This is a genomic window from Acinetobacter colistiniresistens (assembly GCF_000413935.1).
Taxonomy (GTDB): Bacteria; Pseudomonadota; Gammaproteobacteria; order Pseudomonadales; family Moraxellaceae; genus Acinetobacter; species Acinetobacter colistiniresistens.
The window spans coordinates 148,807-166,534 of sequence record NZ_KE340381.1 but is presented as its reverse complement, the minus strand read 5'-3'; the positions used below and the strand labels follow the sequence as shown (position 1 = coordinate 166,534).

Sequence of the window (17,728 nt, the reverse complement as noted above, 5' to 3'; positions counted from 1 at the left end):
ATTGGCCTAATTAGTTTAGATTATCGAGATATTTCTCTGCATCTAAAGCCGCCATACAGCCTGATCCTGCAGAAGTAATGGCCTGACGGTAGATACTATCAGCAACATCACCCGCAGCAAAAACGCCTTCAACAGAGGCCGCAGTGGCATTGCCCGCAGTACCGCTATGTACCTGAATATAACCATCACGTAGATTTAATTGACCATCAAACATACCTGTATTCGGTTTATGTCCAATCGCAACAAACAAGCCCTGAACTTGAACATCCTGCGTGCTTGCATCTTGGGTAGACTTGATGCGAACAGCGGTTACGCCAGTTTTATCACCCAATACTTCATCGACTTGATGATTCCAGATAATGCTGATTTTGCCTTCTTTTTCTTTGGCAAAAAGATGGTCTTGCAAAATCTTTTCTGAGCGTAAGCTGTCACGGCGATGAACCAGTGTGACATGCGCTGCAATATTAGAAAGATAAAGTGCTTCTTCAACTGCGGTATTACCACCACCGACAACCATGACATTTTGGTTCTTATAGAAGAAGCCATCACAGGTTGCACATGCGCTCACACCTTGACCCATAAATGCGGCTTCTGACTCAAGACCTAAATACTGTGCTGTCGCACCTGTTGCAATAATCAGCGCATCACATGTGTACTCTTCCATATCGCCTTTGAGCACGAATGGGCGAGTGTTAAGATCTACTTCATTGATATGATCGTAGACGATTTCTGTACCGAAACGTTCTGCGTGAGCTTGCATACGTTCCATCAGTACAGGCCCCGTTAATCCTTCTGGGTCACCTGGCCAGTTGTCAACTTCAGTGGTCGTTGTTAATTGACCACCGAGTTGCAAACCTGCAATCAGTGTTGGCTTGAGGTTAGCACGTGCTGCATATACTGCTGCGCTATAGCCTGCAGGACCAGAACCCAAAATAATTAATCGTGAGTGACGAGCGCTCATTAAAGAACATCCTTTTTATATTGAAACTGCTAAAATTATACGTGAATCCAGCGCGGAGTGGGGTAAATCGATCGGGATAATATTGATTAACTCAATCGAATTGAACTATATCCGTGCAGGATGTTAACAACAACAGTAAACAATCGTGCATCTTTTTTGTAAGAACGAGTGCATAATATAAAACTTATTGATTAAGGTAATTTAGGCCTTAAAAGATACCAACAAATAACGAATTGGGTTACAGGACTGTATATGACTGCGGTGTCAAGTGTTTATGCACAACGCTTTTTAATGACATTATTTTTAATTTCTTTTGGCATTTATTTATTTCTTGCCACAGTAACCTATACGCCGTTTGATCCGGGCTGGATGCATATTTCCAGTGATACCCAACAGGTCTCAAACGCAAGTGGTGTAGCAGGTGCTTGGATCGCAGACTTACTGTTCGGTTTTCTGGGGTGGGCAAGTTTACTTATCCCGATTTTCTTGTTTATTGAAGCCATTCAAGTGTGGTGGCCGAGAAGCTTTCTCAATCGTCCATTTCGTTATGCGGCCCAGTTTTTCTTGATTCTTTCAATTTCCAGCTTGTTGTATCTGCATTGGAATACACCCGCTGATACTTTGGATAATGCGGCAGGCGGGATCATTGGTTATGAGTTGGGGCAAAGCTTATCGCATTTGTTGACCATTTATGGTGCAACACTGTTTTTATTCGCGTTTAGTATTCTATTATTGACCTTGGCTTTTGGGATTCAGTGGAACAAAACTTGGGCAACATTGAAAAATACACCTGCTTATCTACAAGATTTATTCTATAAAAATGTACCTCAGCATGAGTCTGCGTATGATCTGACCGAGCAACTGGCAGCTTCTGAAACAGCAGCAATCAAAAATAAAGCAGTAAAAGATTCGGACTCTGCACCAGAGATGGATGCGCCTAAAGCCAATCAGGTTCAGGCAAAACTGATTAAAATTGATGATTCACATCATCAGTTGATGGCGGAAAAATTATTTGCTGATGTGGTTGCGAAAGAACAACAGGGCAGTACCCAACCTCAAACGGCTCCGCAAGAAGACGCGTTTGAACAGACCTTACAACGTGCACATCAGTTTGAAAATGAAAGTCAACGTCTGGTCCAAACGGGTGAAGTATGGCGTGCCTTACAGCGTGATGATGCCAGCCATAAACAAGAGATTGATGCATTGTTAAGAGCTGCGGATGATTCTGCCAATGCTTCTGCCCAGTTCACAGCCCCTGCTGCACACGTAGCAACAACCCAAACAGCCAATCACAGTCATCTAGATTGGAACGATGATCAAATCTTTGATGAGTTATTGGCTGCTGTACCGAATAGCAAGACTGCAACGGATCTACATACGCCATTTACGCAAGAGCAGCCCTCTCATCCTTCTACGCGTGGGGATGATATTGGATTTGAGTCAGATATCGAAGCACTCATCACTGAGTCTGCAAGACCTGTAGCTGAGCAGCCCTATATTGCCCCAGCGCAAAATACAATACATCCTGTTCCAGAAGAAACGCATGGCACTGCAGGACAGGATATGGATGACTTTAGTGATCTTATGGTTGAGGAAGAGCGCGAACAGGCACCTCCTCGTAGTACCAGTTATGCCCAATCCTCTGCTTTTGTAAAAGCACCGATTGAGGTCGCTGCTGCGCCAAAAGAAACGTTGTCTAAAGAAGCCTTTATTGAGGCATGGCAAGAAACTGCGGGTAAAGCAGATCCAGATGCGGATTTAGATCTCGAAGAAGATTTTGATCTGGATGCTCCGTTAACGGATGCGTTTGGTCGTCCAATGTCACGTGCCATGCAAGTCGCGCAAAAACGCCGTGATCTATCGACTTTACCGGGTCTGGAATTGCTGGATGAAGTTGATCCAAACAAAAAGGTCAATTTTACCGCTGAGCAACTCGCGCGCCTTTCTGAGCTTTTAGAGATCAAACTACAAGAGTTTAATGTGAAAGCTCAGGTGGTCGAAGCCCAGCCAGGACCCGTCGTAACACGCTTTGAACTCGATCTTGCACCGGGCGTAAAAGCCTCTAAAGTGACCAATATTTCACGCGATCTGGCACGTTCAATGTCGATGGCATCTGTTCGTGTAGTTGAAGTGATTGCAGGAAAACCATATATCGGGATTGAAGTGCCGAACAGTAGCCGTGAAATGGTACGGTTGATTGAGTTATTGAAAACGCCAGCTTTTGAAGACCCTGCGGGTTTGCTCTCTATGGCGATGGGTAAAGACATTTCAGGTAATCCTGTCATTACTGACCTCGGTAAAGCGCCACATATGCTGGTTGCTGGGACCACAGGTTCTGGTAAGTCGGTTGCAGTCAACTCGATGATCCTTTCGATGTTATTGAAGTACACACCTGATCAGTTACGTTTGATTCTAATCGATCCGAAACAGCTCGAATTGGCTAACTATAACGATATTCCACACTTATTAACGCCTGTAGTCACTGACATGAAAGATGCAGTCAGTGCATTAAACTGGTGTGTGAATGAGATGGAACGCCGTTATAAACTGATGTCATTCCTGAAAATTCGTAAACTCAGTGACTATAACCGTAAGGTCGAAGAGGCGATTGCCAATGGTGAGGATTTAATTGATCCTACATGGAAAGCCAGTGATTCTGTTGTGGGTGAACGTGCACCGCGTTTGGCACCATTACCATCGATTGTGATTGTTGCGGATGAGTTTGCCGACATGATCATGCAGGTCGGTAAAAAAGCCGAAGAAATGATTACCCGTTTGGCACAGAAATCGCGTGCAGCAGGAATTCACTTACTGCTTGCAACGCAACGTCCTTCGGTTGACGTGATTACAGGTTTGATTAAAGCCAATATTCCAACCCGCGTTGCTTTACGCGTAAACAGTAAAATTGACTCGCGTACCATTCTCGATGCAGGTGGTGCAGAAGACTTACTCGGTCATGGTGATATGTTGTTCTTAGGGCCGGGTAAAATCGAGCCTGAGCGTGTCCATGGCGCATTTATTAGTGATGATGAAGTCAACCGTATTTGTGATGCTTGGCGTGAACGTGGTGAGCCGGATTATGTCGATGAGATCCTGACGCCATTTGATGAAGAGCCAAGCTCACGTGGCTTTGAAGATGGCGATGGTGACCCAAGCCGAGATGCGTTGTATGACCAATGTGTTTCCTTTGTGCTGGAAACCCGTAAGGCATCCACCTCGTCGCTGCAGCGTAAATTTAGTTTGGGCTATAACCGTGCGGCACGCATTATTGACCAGATGGAAGAGAATGGCATTGTCAGCTCAATGGGCGCCAATGGTAAACGGGATATTCTGGTTTAATCAGGAAAGTCAAATAAAAAAGCCTCTATGATTAGAGGCTTTTTTATTTGTAGAAGAATTCGGGTTTGATTAGACCCGAGTAAAAAGACCAATCAGGATTAATAACCAACACAAAGAACCAATTGCAACGACAATGATATGTCCAGCCCCGAGTGTTTCTTGGCGAATTGCATTAAGGTCTGTGGATTGGATTTTGGCATAATTAAATGCGACAAAAGCAGGGATTAAGAAAATGAAATCGAATAAGGTAATCAACCAATAAGGATCAGGCAGATAGTAGGCAAATATTATGAGTAGATAGCCAACGAACATCCATGCTGATGAAAATGACCGTGTATAGCCATTTTCTTGAGCATAGCTCTGAATCTTGCTAAACAGCAAATATAAAAAGAAAATTGAAAAGATGGCACGCGCGGCAGGCATAATATTTAAATTATCTTTGATCGCAAAAAAACGCCATGCTTTAAACATCCACCAAATTTGATACAAACCAAATGAAGTGATGGATAAGATAATAAACTGCTTCATACTGATAATTTTCAGATCAGCAAGATGGTGTTTTATTGGAGGTGATTCAATTAAATGATTGTTCGTGTTGGTCATTGTCTTTATTAGCAAATAGGTTGCTGGAAAATAAAATTGTATTGGTTTTATTTGAAATTTAATAAATTACAAAAAGTTAGATGGTTTTAGATAAAGCCACATAATTTAAACTTATTATATAAGACGCATAAATTATGTGGCTTTATTCTAGATAGTCATTAAGCAAATTTTGCCAATACTTCTAGGAAACCATCTTTTTGACGTGGGAACTGTGCAATCACATCATGAATGCGCTGACCTTCTGGGTTGGTGGCATTCAAGTCACGGCCATCGGCCAAAAACTGAGTAATTAAGCGTTCATAGTCATTTGGACGCATATGTTTGAAGGCATGATAAAGCACATGAAAGTCAGCATTGACGCCAGTGGGAGGAAGTTGGTTAAGGTAGGCAAACACACGCTCATCTGACCATTCTTCATTGAAAGTTGCTGGCTGTGATAATGCCATGACAATCTCCTCAGTCTTATAAAATAATAAAGGCAAAATCCTTGAAGTGGGGGAAAGCCATGCTTTCCAGATCCACCCGCGTATTTTGCCTTTATTTGCGAAAAATCGCTAATGAAAAAACTTCTATCGATCTTCAGGTAAATTGATATTCATTTCTAACATTTCGATATTTGCTTCTGAACGAACCTGCATTTGAATATGCTGTTCATCCACACCACGAACATAACGACTCACTACCTGCATGATTTCTTTTTTCATCTGGTCGATTTTGTCTTGGCCTAGGCGACGACCTAAACCTTGTTCAGAGGCAACAATCACCTTTAAACGATCTTTGGCAGTTTGTGCACTTGATGGTTTTTCATCACTGCTAAAAAGTTTACTCCAGAATCCTGCCATAATTACGCTCCAAATAGTCTAGCTAACCAACCTTTTGGCTGTACTGCAATGTGTCGATAAGGACGCTCTTCACCAAGGAAACGAGCTACCAAGTCATCATAAGCTTGTCCAGCTTTTTCTTCTGCGTACAGAATTACTGGCTTACCTTCGTTTGATGCTTGAAGCACGCTTGGACACTCAGGAATGACACCCAATGTCGGCACTCGTAAAATATCTTTAGAGATATCATCAATCGTAAGCATTTCTTGACGATCTGCACGTTCAGGGTTGAAACGTGTGATACATAGATGCTTACGGATACGACCTTCGTTTTGTTCAACTTTCTTGGTCTTGCTATCAAGCATGCCAATAATGCGGTCAGAGTCACGTACTGATGAAATTTCAGGGTTGGTGACAATGATGGCTTCATCCGCATGATACATGGCTAAAATCGCACCACGTTCAATCCCTGCTGGTGAGTCACAGATAATGTAATCGAACTCTTGAGAAAGTTCATCAATCACACGTGCAACACCTTCATCGCTCAAGGCATCTTTATCACGGGTTTGTGATGCAGGGAGAATATATAAGTTTTCAATATCTTTATCACGGATCAGCGCTTGTTGTAAGCGTGCTTCATTATTAATGACATTGACGAAATCATAAACAACGCGGCGTTCGCAGCCCATAATCAAATCTAGGTTACGTAAACCTACATCGAAATCAATTACAACAGTTTTATGACCACGTAGGGCTAAACCTGTTGCAAAAGATGCGCTTGTTGTAGTTTTACCTACACCACCTTTGCCTGACGTTACGACAACAATTTTGGCCACCGAATCCACTCCTATTTATGGTCATACGCCCCTAAAAGGGCTTATTTGGTGCTTAAAACTCAATTAAATAAATTAAAACTGCAAGGCTTCAAATTCAAGTTCTTGCTTGTTATTTAAATAAATATGTACAGGCTTTTTGATCATATCTTTGGGAATATCATCTGCAACACAATAGGTTCCTGCAATCGAAATTAATTCTGCTTCTAGCGAGTGGCAGAAAATACGTGCCGCAGCTTGCCCACCTGCACCTGCAATGACTCTACCACGAGCATTGCCATAAATGTGAATATTTCCAGATGCAATGACTTCTGATCCACTATTCATGCCGGCATTTAAGATGATATCGCCTTGATCTTGTACCAAACATTGGCCCGTACGCAAAATCTCATCATGATAAGAGGTGATATACGCATTCGATGTGTTTTTTTGTGGTGTTTGTATTGCAGAGTTATCCACTGTTTTTGCAGGCGCATGCTCAACCACTTGCTCTTTTGAAGCTTTGATACGCTGCAAGGGCTGATCTGTTGGCAGCACAGGGAATTGAATGGCACGAGCTTCATCACCCAAAATACCATCAATAACGGCCATCGGCTGTAGGCCTAAATCAATGAGTAGTTGAATGAGCGCAATCAGTTCTTGTTCAACAGTACTGTCGATAATGACCAGTGTTCCAGTATAAGAACCTTCGTTCAGGGTATTGCTAAGTTGCTGGCGGATTGCATTATGGTCATTGGTGTCGAAAGTCAGTCGACTAAAATTGACCATTCTGCCCGTAATCCGTATGTCAGCCATAATTTATCCTTCAGGGCTTTTTAAGCGCTCTATTGTGTTAAAGCAGTTGTAAATAAAAGCAAATGCTAGAACAAATTACACCAATTCTCTAGCTTGATTGGTAATTTTTCTTGTAATCATTCCGCTTTTTTATCCAATTGATCAGATTCTTGCAAAGTTTGCTGCCATTGTTTGACTTTGACCTGTTTTCGAATGGCTTCTAGGCTTTCGTAGACCACCGACTCAACCAGTTCTTCCAGATATTGATTGTCGATATTTAACTCACTCACTTTTTGCGCAATGAACTGATAATTCTCATTGGGTCTTTCTGTTGAACCGGCTGTAAATGGTTCCATCAGGCCGGCACTAATATTTTCCCCTAGGCGTTGACCAATGCTTTGGATTTGTTGTTCGATTCGTCCACCTACAATTGGGATCAAGCGCAGCAATTGCGTTAGTTCAGGGGTATCTTCAATGGCTTGGTTAACAATGATACCAACTTTTTGAGTAATCATTGGTTGTTGCTGTTGTAACGCACTGGCAAGCGACTCCTGTAACATTGAGGCGAGCGTCACCGTAAAGAGCTGGCGATGATGGTCAACTAAATCATGAATAATTTTTTTATGACTGGAACTGGTTTCAAGCTCGTGTCGAACACCATCGATCACGGTGATGACAACACGGTCAGATAGCTCCTCCATCACCACGCGATAATAGAAAATAGCTTTGGTGCGCATCCCTTCGGGGATCACTTTATACCCTAATTCATGCAAGCGATAAGCGATAATCCCAGCCCGAAATAATCGTAAAAAACGGAAATGCGGAATAATCGCAATGATCTCGTACCAATGTATAAAAGGGAAAAACCACCATCGTGCATGATGCTTTTGTACAATTGATAAAAACCAGCGTACGCCGAGCTCTACAATCAAGAAGATAATGAACCAAGCTTCTGTGGTAATGACCCATGGATGTAAATGGGTTCGATAGAGCTCCAGTACATTGGTCAAATGAATGGTATTAAAAAACCAGGCGCCGATATTGCTCATCAGGAAAAAGTTCATGCCTAAGCAGAACAAATTAAAAACAATAATAAAGACCATGAAAATGTCATAGACGAGGAACAGCTTAAAGAACGGGCTGTTCGGATTAACATAGCTATATTTAGAGTTTTTTCCTGAGTCTTGCTCGGTCATGTTTGTACTCAATCCCTGAAGAGATTATTGATGATACTTGGCTTTCATTTGTGTAATCAACTGGTCCTTTTCAGTCCAGATCTGATCAACCCATTTTTGGAAGCGTTCACGATAAATAGGATCATCTTCATAATTACCGCCAATGACCCATTTGGGAATATCGATTTTACGTAAATCTACCGCAATACGGGAGACATCTCCAAGCCAAAATTCACCATAACCTGGTGCACCGTCAGGATAAACAATGGTCATATCGACTAGAGCATCAATTTGATCCCCCAGAATATTAAGCGCCAAGGCTAAACCACCTGCTTTAGGTTTGAGCAGATTTTGGAAAGGGGATTGCTGTGCAGCATGTTTTTCAGGGGTAAATCGAGTGCCTTCCAAATAGTTTAATAAAGTAAATGGCTGGCTGAGTAATTGTTCACAGGCTTTACGTGCTTCCAGCATATCACGCGACTTCAGTTCTGGATTTTGGGCAATCTGTTCTTTGCTATGACGTTTCATCATCGGGAAGCCTAAGATTTTGAACGCTTGTCCTACAAATGGAATGAAAATCAGTTCCCACTTGGTAAAGAAACGCGTCAAGGGCATGCGGGTTAGACCAAAATACTGATTTACGGTGGTATCTACCCAACTTTGATGATTACAGATCATCATATATCGACCTTGTAAATTAAGATCGAGCTGCTCATCAATACTGATGTCCCAGTGTAAGTCGGGCAATACATGGTCAATTAACCAGTTATTAACGCCTAACCAACTGTTGGTAATTTGAATATTGGTTTCATCGACTTTTGCAGATTTTTTGAATATTTTGGTTAAACCTAAAGCAAGTACAGGTGGACCATGAAAAAAGGTACTTCCAGTAATTACTGAACTAACGGTTAATCCTTTACTGACTTTTTGCAATAGGGATGCTTTTTTATTCACGGTAGCCATAAATTCAGCCTTGAGTGCATATGTTTGAAAAAAGAGATGTTCCAACTATAAACAACAGATGTTGAAATACAACTGTATATTTTAAGATATTGACATTTTTTATATATTCGCCCGATAAGCTGATTTTAATAACTGAAAGGGCAGCACGAATTATGATGCCGTGTTTAAAATTCAAACGATTTTAGTTTTGTGATATATGTCTCAATTTTTGTTTGGGAGTGAGATCTGAGTAATGTTGAAGAAATTGTGTTGCTGCAATCAAGTAAAATGCATCAAAATATTACAAAAATACAAATAAACTGTTTATTATTAACAAAATATCAATGGTCTAGCTGAATTTTCTCATTCATTATTTGTGCAGACAACAAAATACATAGACAGGAGCTACGCAATGCGTGCATTAGTAATTTCAACACTCGTAGGGGCTGGTTTGGTTCTTTCTGGTTGCCAAACTACGGGAAATGGCGGTAACGGTTTTGAATATGACAAAGCTGCAATGGGCGCAGTACTTGGTACAGCCTTAGGTTACGGTATTTCTAAAGGTATTGGTAACGGTAGCAGCTCGCAAAATAACCGTGCGATGGCAATTGGTGCGGTTCTTGGTGGTGCAAGTGGCTTGTATCTTGATAATAAAGAGAAAAAGTTACGTGAACAAATGGTTGGTACTGGCGTAGAAGTTGGCCGTAATCCAGATGGTTCTGTTCAGTTAATTATGCCAGGTAGCATCACGTTTGATACCAACAAATCAAACATCAAACCTAACTTTTACGGTACTTTAAACAAAGTAGCGCAAACTTTAGCTGAAGATAACAAGAGCGCGATCCTTGTAACGGGTTATACCGATAACACAGGTAATGATTCAATCAACCTTCCATTATCTCAAGCACGTGCTCAATCTGTTAAAAACTATTTAGCAGGTCAAGGTATTCCTGGTAGCCGTATTGATGCTCAAGGTTTAGGTTCAGCAAACCCAATCGCATCAAACACAACTGCTGCTGGTAAAGAGCAAAACCGTCGTGTAGAAATCAGCATTTATGCGAAACAGTAATTTTTACTGATTTCTAAAAAACCACCTTCGGGTGGTTTTTTTATTGCATGCTAAAGCTTACGACAAACTGTGTCGTGATTATAAAATTGAAACATCATAATTTATACATATCCCTAGATTTACTATTGGGATTATAAAACAGAGATGTCTATAATTGTGCTCGAAAAATCAGGCTCGGAAACGAGAGAGGTATAACCCATGTCATCTGCCAGTCAACTCAATGACAAGCAACTTGAAGCAATGAAATATGTTCAGGGGCCATTGTTGGTACTTGCAGGTGCAGGTTCAGGTAAAACTTCTGTAATCACCCGAAAAGTGGCTTTCTTGGTGCAACAATGCGGGATTCCAGCCTATCGTATTACTGCAATGACCTTTACCAATAAGGCTGCGCGTGAAATGAAAGAGCGTGTGGGGAAATTGCTGTCACGTGAAGAGGCAAAAGGACTTTCGGTTTCGACCTTCCATACCTTTGGTTTGAATTTACTTCGCCTTGAATTAAAACATTTGCCACTTAAAAACAACTTTTCTATTTTAGATGCCGATGACTGTAAGCGAATCCTGATGGATTTGATGCAGCGTGATAACTTGTCAGGGGCTGAGAGTAAAGAGCTTCTTGCCAAGGCCATGAAGAAAATTTCAGATTGGAAAAACGATCTTATCGTTCCAGAACAAGCCCATTCAACTTGTGAAACGGTTGAAGATGTCCAGTTTGCACATCTTTATCAGCTTTATGAACGGAATTTACGGGCCTATAACGCGGTAGACTTTGATGACTTGATCGTGATGCCAACGCGTTTGCTTCAGGAAAATGCTGAAGTACGTGACAAATGGCAAAACCGTGTTCGCTATTTACTGGTCGATGAATATCAGGATACCAATACTGCGCAATATACTTTGGTGAAGCTGTTGGTTGGCGTGATGGGGCAGTTCACCGCCGTAGGTGATGATGACCAGTCGATTTATGCATGGCGTGGTGCAAAGCCTGAAAACATGGCTTTATTGAAGGATGACTTCCATAATCTCAAAGTCATTAAACTTGAGCAAAACTACCGTTCAACCAGTCGTATCTTAAAAGCAGCCAATGCCGTAATTGAAAATAATCCGCATATCTTCGATAAGAAATTGTGGAGTGATAAAGGGCATGGTGAAACTATTCGGGTCATTACCTGTCTAAATGATGACGATGAAGCAGAACGTGTAGTGAAAGACCTGATTACGCATAAGTTAATGAATGGTAAAAACTGGAAAGATTATGCAGTGTTGTATCGAGGGAACTTCCAAGCACGTGTAATCGAGACGCAGCTGCGTCAGATGCAGATCCCGTATAAATTGTCTGGTGGTCAGTCATTCTTCGCACGCGCTGAAATTAAAGACGTGATGAGTTATTTGCGCCTGATCATTAACCCAGAAGATGACAGTGCATTCTTGCGTATTATTAATACACCCAAACGTGCGATTGGCCCGGTAACTTTAGAAAAACTCGGTTTATTTGCCCAAGAAAATACCTTGTCTTTATTAACCGCATCTTCAGATCAGCGCTTAAGCATGGTGTTGCCAAAGAAAGCTGCCACACAATTACATGAGTTTGCTGATTTTATCGCAACCTTTACGCGCGAACTGCTGGATGACGATGAGCCGATGCCGAAAGTTCGTCAAATGATCAATGAAGCAGGCTATATCGACTATATCCGCGAACAAGCCGCTACGCCTGCGCAAGAAAAAACCAAACTCGACAGTATCGAAAGTTTATATAGCAGTATTCAAAATCTACTGAATCGTACCGATGATGTGGATGAGAAGAATATTGAGAGTGTGATTCGTAAGTTGGTGTTGCTGGATATGCTTGAGCAGCAACAGGAAGAAGAAGACACCGATAAGGTGAACTTATTAACCCTACACGCAGCAAAAGGGCTAGAGTTTCCGTATGTATATATGATCGGTTTGGAAGAAGAACTACTTCCACATAAAAACTCGATTGCATCGGAAACTATCGAAGAAGAGCGCCGTTTGATGTATGTAGGCATTACCCGCGCACGTCAGGGCCTGACCTTGACCTTGGCGGAGCAGCGTAAGAATGGTGGGCAAATGCGTCAAATGACGCCAAGCCGTTTCTTGGATGAGATGCCACAAGATGATTTGGAATGGCATGGCCGTAAAAAGAAATTGGCACCGAATGTTGATCCGAAAGAGCAGGCACAGCAGTATCTCGCCAATTTAAAAGCATTATTGAAACGTTAATAGATTGTAAGTAGGAAGTTGTAATGAAAGTCCAAGTTAAAGTATTAGATGCACGTTTAGGTCAAGAGTGGGCTTTGCCTTCTTATGCGACAACGGGTTCTGCAGGTCTAGATTTGCGTGCATGTTTAGATGAAGCGATTGAAATTGCTGCGGGCGAAACTGTTTTAGTGAAAACGGGCTTGGCGATTTATATTGAAGATCCAAATTTTGCGGGTTTGATTTTACCTCGCTCAGGTCTAGGTCATAAACATGGTATTGTATTAGGTAATTTGGTTGGCCTAATTGATTCTGATTATCAAGGTGAGTTGATGGTTTCAGTCTGGAACCGTGGGCAGAATACCTTCCGTTTAGAACCAGGTGAACGTTTAGCACAATATGTATTGGTTCCTGTCGTTCAGGCTGAGTTTGAACAAGTAAATGAATTTGTGGCAACTGAGCGTGGTGCGGGTGGTTTTGGCCATACTGGAAAACAATAAGCTTTTCAGTCATTATCATTTTAAATGCAATGTTTTGCTGAAAAACGTTGCATTTTTCATATTGATTGTTGCTCCGATATATATTACAAAGCAGCAGATTAATTATTTTAATTTTTCTGAATAAGGGTGAATTAATTTCTTAATAGTTTCTGCGTTTTTTATGGATCAAAAGATTATAAAAATAGGGGCTTATAGTGAATATAAAACAGACATTTCCTCTGAATATTTTCCGTGCTTATGATATACGCGGAAAACTAACGAATTTGACACCTAATATTATTCGCTCGATTGCTTATGCTTTAGTTGCACAATATCAAAAAGCTGAACAAACACAGGTCGTGATTGGTTATGACGCACGCTTAAGTAGCCCAGTTTATGCCAGTATCATTCAGCAGATCTTTGAGCAACAGGGTTTAGAGGTGATTAATATCGGTTGTTGTTCAACGCCCATGATGTATTTTGTTGCTCGTGATTTTGGTGGTAACGGTATGATGGTGACCGCCAGTCATAACCCGAAGTCTGATAATGGTATTAAATGGATTTTAAAAGGTGAACCGCCAACACCAGAAACCATTCAACAAGTTGGGCAGTTTGCACAAATCGCTTTAATACAGCGTGAAGATACTTTCTCTTTAGAAAATACAGCACACCAGATTGTTCCTGAATATTGTTTACAGTATCAACATTCCTTACTGACTGATATTCAGCTAGTGCGTCCATTAAAAGTAGTTTTAGATGGATTGAACGGTTCAGCAGGGCGTTGTGCCAAACTGGTTTTGGAAAAACTGGGATGTACAGTGATTGCGTTGCGTTGCGACGCCGATGGGCATTTCCCAGATCATGCACCAGATCCGTCACATGCTGAGCATTTAACCAAGTTACAGGCTGCCATTCTTGCTGAAAAAGCAGATATCGGCATTGCTTTGGATGGTGACGGTGATCGCGTGGTTTTACTGGATGAAAATGCACATATTATTAGTCCTGATCGTTTATTGTCTTTATTTGCACAAATGTGTTTACAGCAACATCCACATAAAGAAATTGTGTTTGATGTGAAGTGTTCTCGGTTAGTTGCCGATACGGTACAGCGTTTGGAAGGGCGAGCTAAAATGATCCGTACAGGTAGTAGTTTCTTGCGTACCTATCTGTCTCAATCTAAAGGCACAGCCGTATTTGGTGGTGAGTATGCAGGCCATTACGTCTTTAATGATGGGCGTGGCTTTGGCTATGATGATGGGCTTTATGCAGCATTACGGGTGATGGAATATCTCGCTCAATCTGGGGCAGCCAGCCTATCTGAGTTATTAAGCATTTACCCAGAGCGTTGCTGTACAGAAGATACTTATATCAATACCCATGATGCCAATCCTCAACAGGTTTTAAATGATATTGAAATCTTAAGTCATCGTTTAGGTGCGCGTTTAAGTAAAATTGATGGGGTAAGACTTGATTTTGACGATGGATTTGGCATTATTCGAGCATCCAATACGGGTGAATATTTTACCGTCCGTTTTGATGCAGATAATCAAAATCGATTAATTGAAATTCGTCAGAAATTTGTGGTTATGCTACAAGACCAATATCCGCAGATTGCACAAGAACTCGCACAGACCTATTAAGGAGAGACGCATGCCACATGAGCATATCGGCATTGATAAAGCAAAAATTTTGATCGAAGCTTTGCCGTATATCCAACGTTTTACAGGAAAAACGCTGGTTGTAAAATATGGTGGTAATGCAATGACAGACCCAGAGCTGGAAAGCTCCTTTGCTCGTGATATCGTGTTGTTAAAAACTGTTGGCTTAAATCCAATTGTTGTACATGGCGGTGGTCCACAAGTGGATTCATTGTTGAAACGTCTTGGTCAAGAGTCTGCCCGTATCGATGGCATGCGTGTAACCGATCAAGCCACCATGGAAGTGGTTGAAATGGTGTTGGGTGGCAGTGTTAATAAATCGATTGTTAATCTAATTAATAAGCATGGTGGGCGTGCCATTGGTTTAACCGGCAAAGACGGAAACTTATTACGTGCTCGTAAACTATTGATGGAAAAACAGGAAGCCGATGGCTCTGTTTCACAAATTGATTTGGGTATGGTCGGTGAAGTGACTGGTGTGAAAACCGACGTTTTGGAAATGTTCACGCAAAGCGATTTTATCCCTGTGATTGCCCCTCTTGGTGTAGACGAGGAAGGGAATACTTATAATATCAATGCAGATCTTGTGGCTGGAAAAGTTGCAGAAGCGTTAGGTGCAGAAAAGTTGATTCTACTGACCAATATCACCGGTGTATTGGACGAAAATAAAAACTTATTGACGGGTTTAAGCACGCAAGAAGTTGATCGTTTGATTGAAACTGGCGTGATTTATGGTGGCATGATTCCAAAAGTAGGTTGTGCACTGGATGCTGTTAAAGGTGGGGTGGTCAGCGCGCATATTGTGGATGGCCGTGTACCGCATGCCAGTTTGTTAGAAATCTTTACCGATCATGGTGTCGGTACATTGATTACCAACCGTGGCAAACATTAATTCATTCTATTGATTTTAAAGGAGACCTTGAGAGGTCTCTTTTTTGGTCATCAGTTGTTCATGTTTTAGTCATCGCAATGTCATTTAAGCGCTTTAAGGTGAATCTAGCCATAAGGAGCTTTCATTATGCTAGAAAAATTAAATCAATATCGCCAGACATTGACTTTACCTTTACGCCACAAACCAGCTCAAAATCAATTCCGTTTTGAATGGGTGGATAATTTAAAAGAATTACAAGAAGTACAACGTTTTAGAGCAACACAATTTAGTCACCAATTTGGCATGCACTTTGAAGACGGTTTAGATCAGGATCTTTATGATTTCGGTTGTGAGCATGCAGTTTTGCGAGAAAAATGGACTGGTGAAATTGTTGCTTATACGCGACTAAAACTGTTTCAGGGCTATGAAATTGGGCAAAGTTACAGCGCAAAAGAATTTGAAATCGTTCCTCAGTTTTCTCATTTACCAAGTATTCTCGAAATTGGACGAACCTGTGTACATCCCAAATTCCGTTCTGGGAAGGCACTTTCCATGCTCTGGTTAAACTTGGTTCCTAAAGTACTCTGGTCCATGCGTGCCAAATATTTAATGGGCTGCGTCAGTATTCATTTAGACGATAACTTGGCTCGTGCCTATTACACCCATCGTCAAATTCAACAGTTGGGTGATCATCAGACAATTGATATTCGTTCAAAACGTAGCTTTGAACCAGAACGTCCTGACTATAGTTTCCCGCAAGATGAACGCATGCCAAAACTGTTTCAGACCTATCTTGGAATGCAATCGAAACTATCAAAACAAGCATTTTATGACGAAAATTTTAAATGCTTGGATTATTTTGTTTTCCTAGAAGTGAATAAGATTGCGACCTCTTTTGTGATGAACAAAATGGTGCAGCGCTAGCACTATATCACTCTTAGTCTAATAGTGAGCACATATTCAGATTTACAAGGTATCTATCCCTCATGCACAATAGGCTTAGATGTTTGCTAGTTTAAAGATATGTGCCAGCTATTAGGAATGAATTGCGCCACCCCGACAGATATTACCTTTTCTTTCCGTGGGTTTTCACAACGGGCAGGGGTAACCTCTGATCATTGTGACGGCTTTGGAATTGCTTTTTTCGAAGATAAAGCCTGCCGCTTATTCGTGGATAATCAATCTGCGGTTGAATCACCTATTGCTGATTTAATTCGTAATTATCCAATTAAATCACGTAATGTCATCGCGCATATCCGTAAAGCGACACAAGGCAAAATTAACCTTGAAAACTCACATCCTTTTTTACGCGAGCTTTGGGGCAGACATTGGATTTTTGCCCACAATGGTGATTTGCATGACTTTAAACCTGAGTTGAGCGGTCGTTTTGAGCCAGTAGGCAATACAGATAGTGAGCTTGCATTCTGTTATTTACTGGATCAATTTGTGCAAGCATTTGGCTATACCGAGCCAAGTTTGGAAGAGATTTTTGCACTTTTACAGCGTATTGCACCACAGATTGCAGAACATGGCACATTTAATTTCTGCCTGTCGAATGGTAAAGCTTTATTTAGTTATGCCACCACCAAGTTGCATTGGCTTGTACGCGAGTACCCATTCCAGCACGCACATTTGATTGATCTCGACGTTAAAGTGGATTTTAGTGAAGTTACCACGCCAGAAGATCGGGTTGCTGTGATCACGACTGAGCCTTTAACACATAATGAGGCGTGGACTGCTTACCAAGCAGGGGAAATGATTTTATTTCAGCATGGTCAGCCCATTTTACAGGCATTAACTCGTGTGGAGCGCTTAATACGCGAGGCGCAAAATCCTGCATTAAAACGAGTAACCAAAGCAGACCAGTATTAATAGATCAAAAGACAATATAAATATATATATTAGATATATCTTTTAATGGGGTATTCCTTATATTCTTTAGTTACTTCAATAAAATTAGATAGATATTTTTTCTTGTTGGTTAAAAAA

Annotated in this window: 16 protein-coding genes; 8 read left to right on the top strand and 8 right to left on the bottom strand. The window is 41.3% G+C overall.

Annotation, left to right across the window (positions count from 1 at the left end; all coding sequences use genetic code 11):
- Positions 1-10: 10 nt before the first annotated feature.
- The gene (trxB, locus tag F907_RS04700) at positions 11-961 is read right to left on the bottom strand and encodes a thioredoxin-disulfide reductase (protein WP_005273370.1); all 951 of its coding nucleotides are present in this window, start codon (positions 959-961) and stop codon (positions 11-13) included.
- A 252-nt stretch (positions 962-1,213) separates the two neighbouring features.
- Here trxB and F907_RS04705 point away from each other — a divergent pair, with 252 nt between their 5' ends.
- Positions 1,214-4,300, top strand: a complete 3,087-nt coding sequence (locus F907_RS04705) for a DNA translocase FtsK (RefSeq protein ID WP_016652851.1) — start codon at positions 1,214-1,216, stop codon at positions 4,298-4,300.
- Positions 4,301-4,369: 69 nt separating this feature from the next.
- Here the strand turns inward: F907_RS04705 and F907_RS04710 are convergent, their stop codons facing one another.
- The 7 genes from F907_RS04710 to F907_RS04740 form a co-directional block, all read right to left on the bottom strand.
- Complete coding sequence (locus F907_RS04710) at positions 4,370-4,903, bottom strand: hypothetical protein (protein WP_016652850.1); 534 nt, start codon at positions 4,901-4,903, stop codon at positions 4,370-4,372.
- Between the two features lie 158 nt (positions 4,904-5,061).
- Complete coding sequence (locus F907_RS04715) at positions 5,062-5,349, bottom strand: PA4642 family protein (RefSeq protein WP_005150979.1); 288 nt, start codon at positions 5,347-5,349, stop codon at positions 5,062-5,064.
- Between the two features lie 123 nt (positions 5,350-5,472).
- On the bottom strand, positions 5,473-5,745 hold the full coding sequence (minE, locus tag F907_RS04720; protein WP_004655180.1) for a cell division topological specificity factor MinE: 273 nt from the start codon (positions 5,743-5,745) through the stop codon (positions 5,473-5,475).
- A 2-nt stretch (positions 5,746-5,747) separates the two neighbouring features.
- Positions 5,748-6,560 carry a septum site-determining protein MinD gene (minD, locus tag F907_RS04725; RefSeq protein ID WP_004655179.1) on the bottom strand — a complete coding sequence of 271 codons (813 nt, stop codon included), beginning with the start codon at positions 6,558-6,560 and terminating at the stop codon, positions 5,748-5,750.
- 72 nt (positions 6,561-6,632) lie between these two features.
- The gene (minC, locus tag F907_RS04730) at positions 6,633-7,352 is read right to left on the bottom strand and encodes a septum site-determining protein MinC (RefSeq protein WP_016652849.1); all 720 of its coding nucleotides are present in this window, start codon (positions 7,350-7,352) and stop codon (positions 6,633-6,635) included.
- Positions 7,353-7,468: 116 nt separating this feature from the next.
- On the bottom strand, positions 7,469-8,527 hold the full coding sequence (locus tag F907_RS04735; protein ID WP_016652848.1) for a hypothetical protein: 1,059 nt from the start codon (positions 8,525-8,527) through the stop codon (positions 7,469-7,471).
- A gap of 24 nt (positions 8,528-8,551) precedes the next feature.
- A complete protein-coding gene (locus F907_RS04740) occupies positions 8,552-9,469 on the bottom strand; it encodes an acyltransferase (protein ID WP_005273380.1) in 918 nt (305 codons plus the stop codon).
- A gap of 391 nt (positions 9,470-9,860) precedes the next feature.
- Here F907_RS04740 and F907_RS04745 point away from each other — a divergent pair, with 391 nt between their 5' ends.
- From F907_RS04745 to F907_RS04775, 7 genes are all read left to right on the top strand, one after another.
- Positions 9,861-10,517, top strand: a complete 657-nt coding sequence (locus F907_RS04745) for a YiaD family glycine zipper/OmpA-like lipoprotein (RefSeq protein WP_016652847.1) — start codon at positions 9,861-9,863, stop codon at positions 10,515-10,517.
- A gap of 198 nt (positions 10,518-10,715) precedes the next feature.
- Entirely contained in the window at positions 10,716-12,755 is a 2,040-nt protein-coding gene (gene rep / locus F907_RS04750) for a DNA helicase Rep (RefSeq protein WP_004655168.1), read from the top strand.
- A 23-nt stretch (positions 12,756-12,778) separates the two neighbouring features.
- Positions 12,779-13,231, top strand: coding sequence for a dUTP diphosphatase (dut, locus tag F907_RS04755; protein ID WP_005239211.1), 453 nt, complete (start codon positions 12,779-12,781; stop codon positions 13,229-13,231).
- 194 nt (positions 13,232-13,425) lie between these two features.
- Positions 13,426-14,850, top strand: coding sequence for a phosphomannomutase/phosphoglucomutase (locus F907_RS04760; RefSeq protein ID WP_016652846.1), 1,425 nt, complete (start codon positions 13,426-13,428; stop codon positions 14,848-14,850).
- A gap of 10 nt (positions 14,851-14,860) precedes the next feature.
- Entirely contained in the window at positions 14,861-15,760 is a 900-nt protein-coding gene (gene argB / locus F907_RS04765; RefSeq protein ID WP_016652845.1) for an acetylglutamate kinase, read from the top strand.
- A gap of 126 nt (positions 15,761-15,886) precedes the next feature.
- Positions 15,887-16,663 (top strand): GNAT family N-acetyltransferase, encoded by a 777-nt coding sequence (locus F907_RS04770; protein ID WP_016652844.1) that lies wholly within the window; start codon positions 15,887-15,889, stop codon positions 16,661-16,663.
- A gap of 99 nt (positions 16,664-16,762) precedes the next feature.
- Positions 16,763-17,611, top strand: coding sequence for a class II glutamine amidotransferase (locus F907_RS04775; protein WP_032862290.1), 849 nt, complete (start codon positions 16,763-16,765; stop codon positions 17,609-17,611).
- Positions 17,612-17,728: the final 117 nt, after the last annotated feature.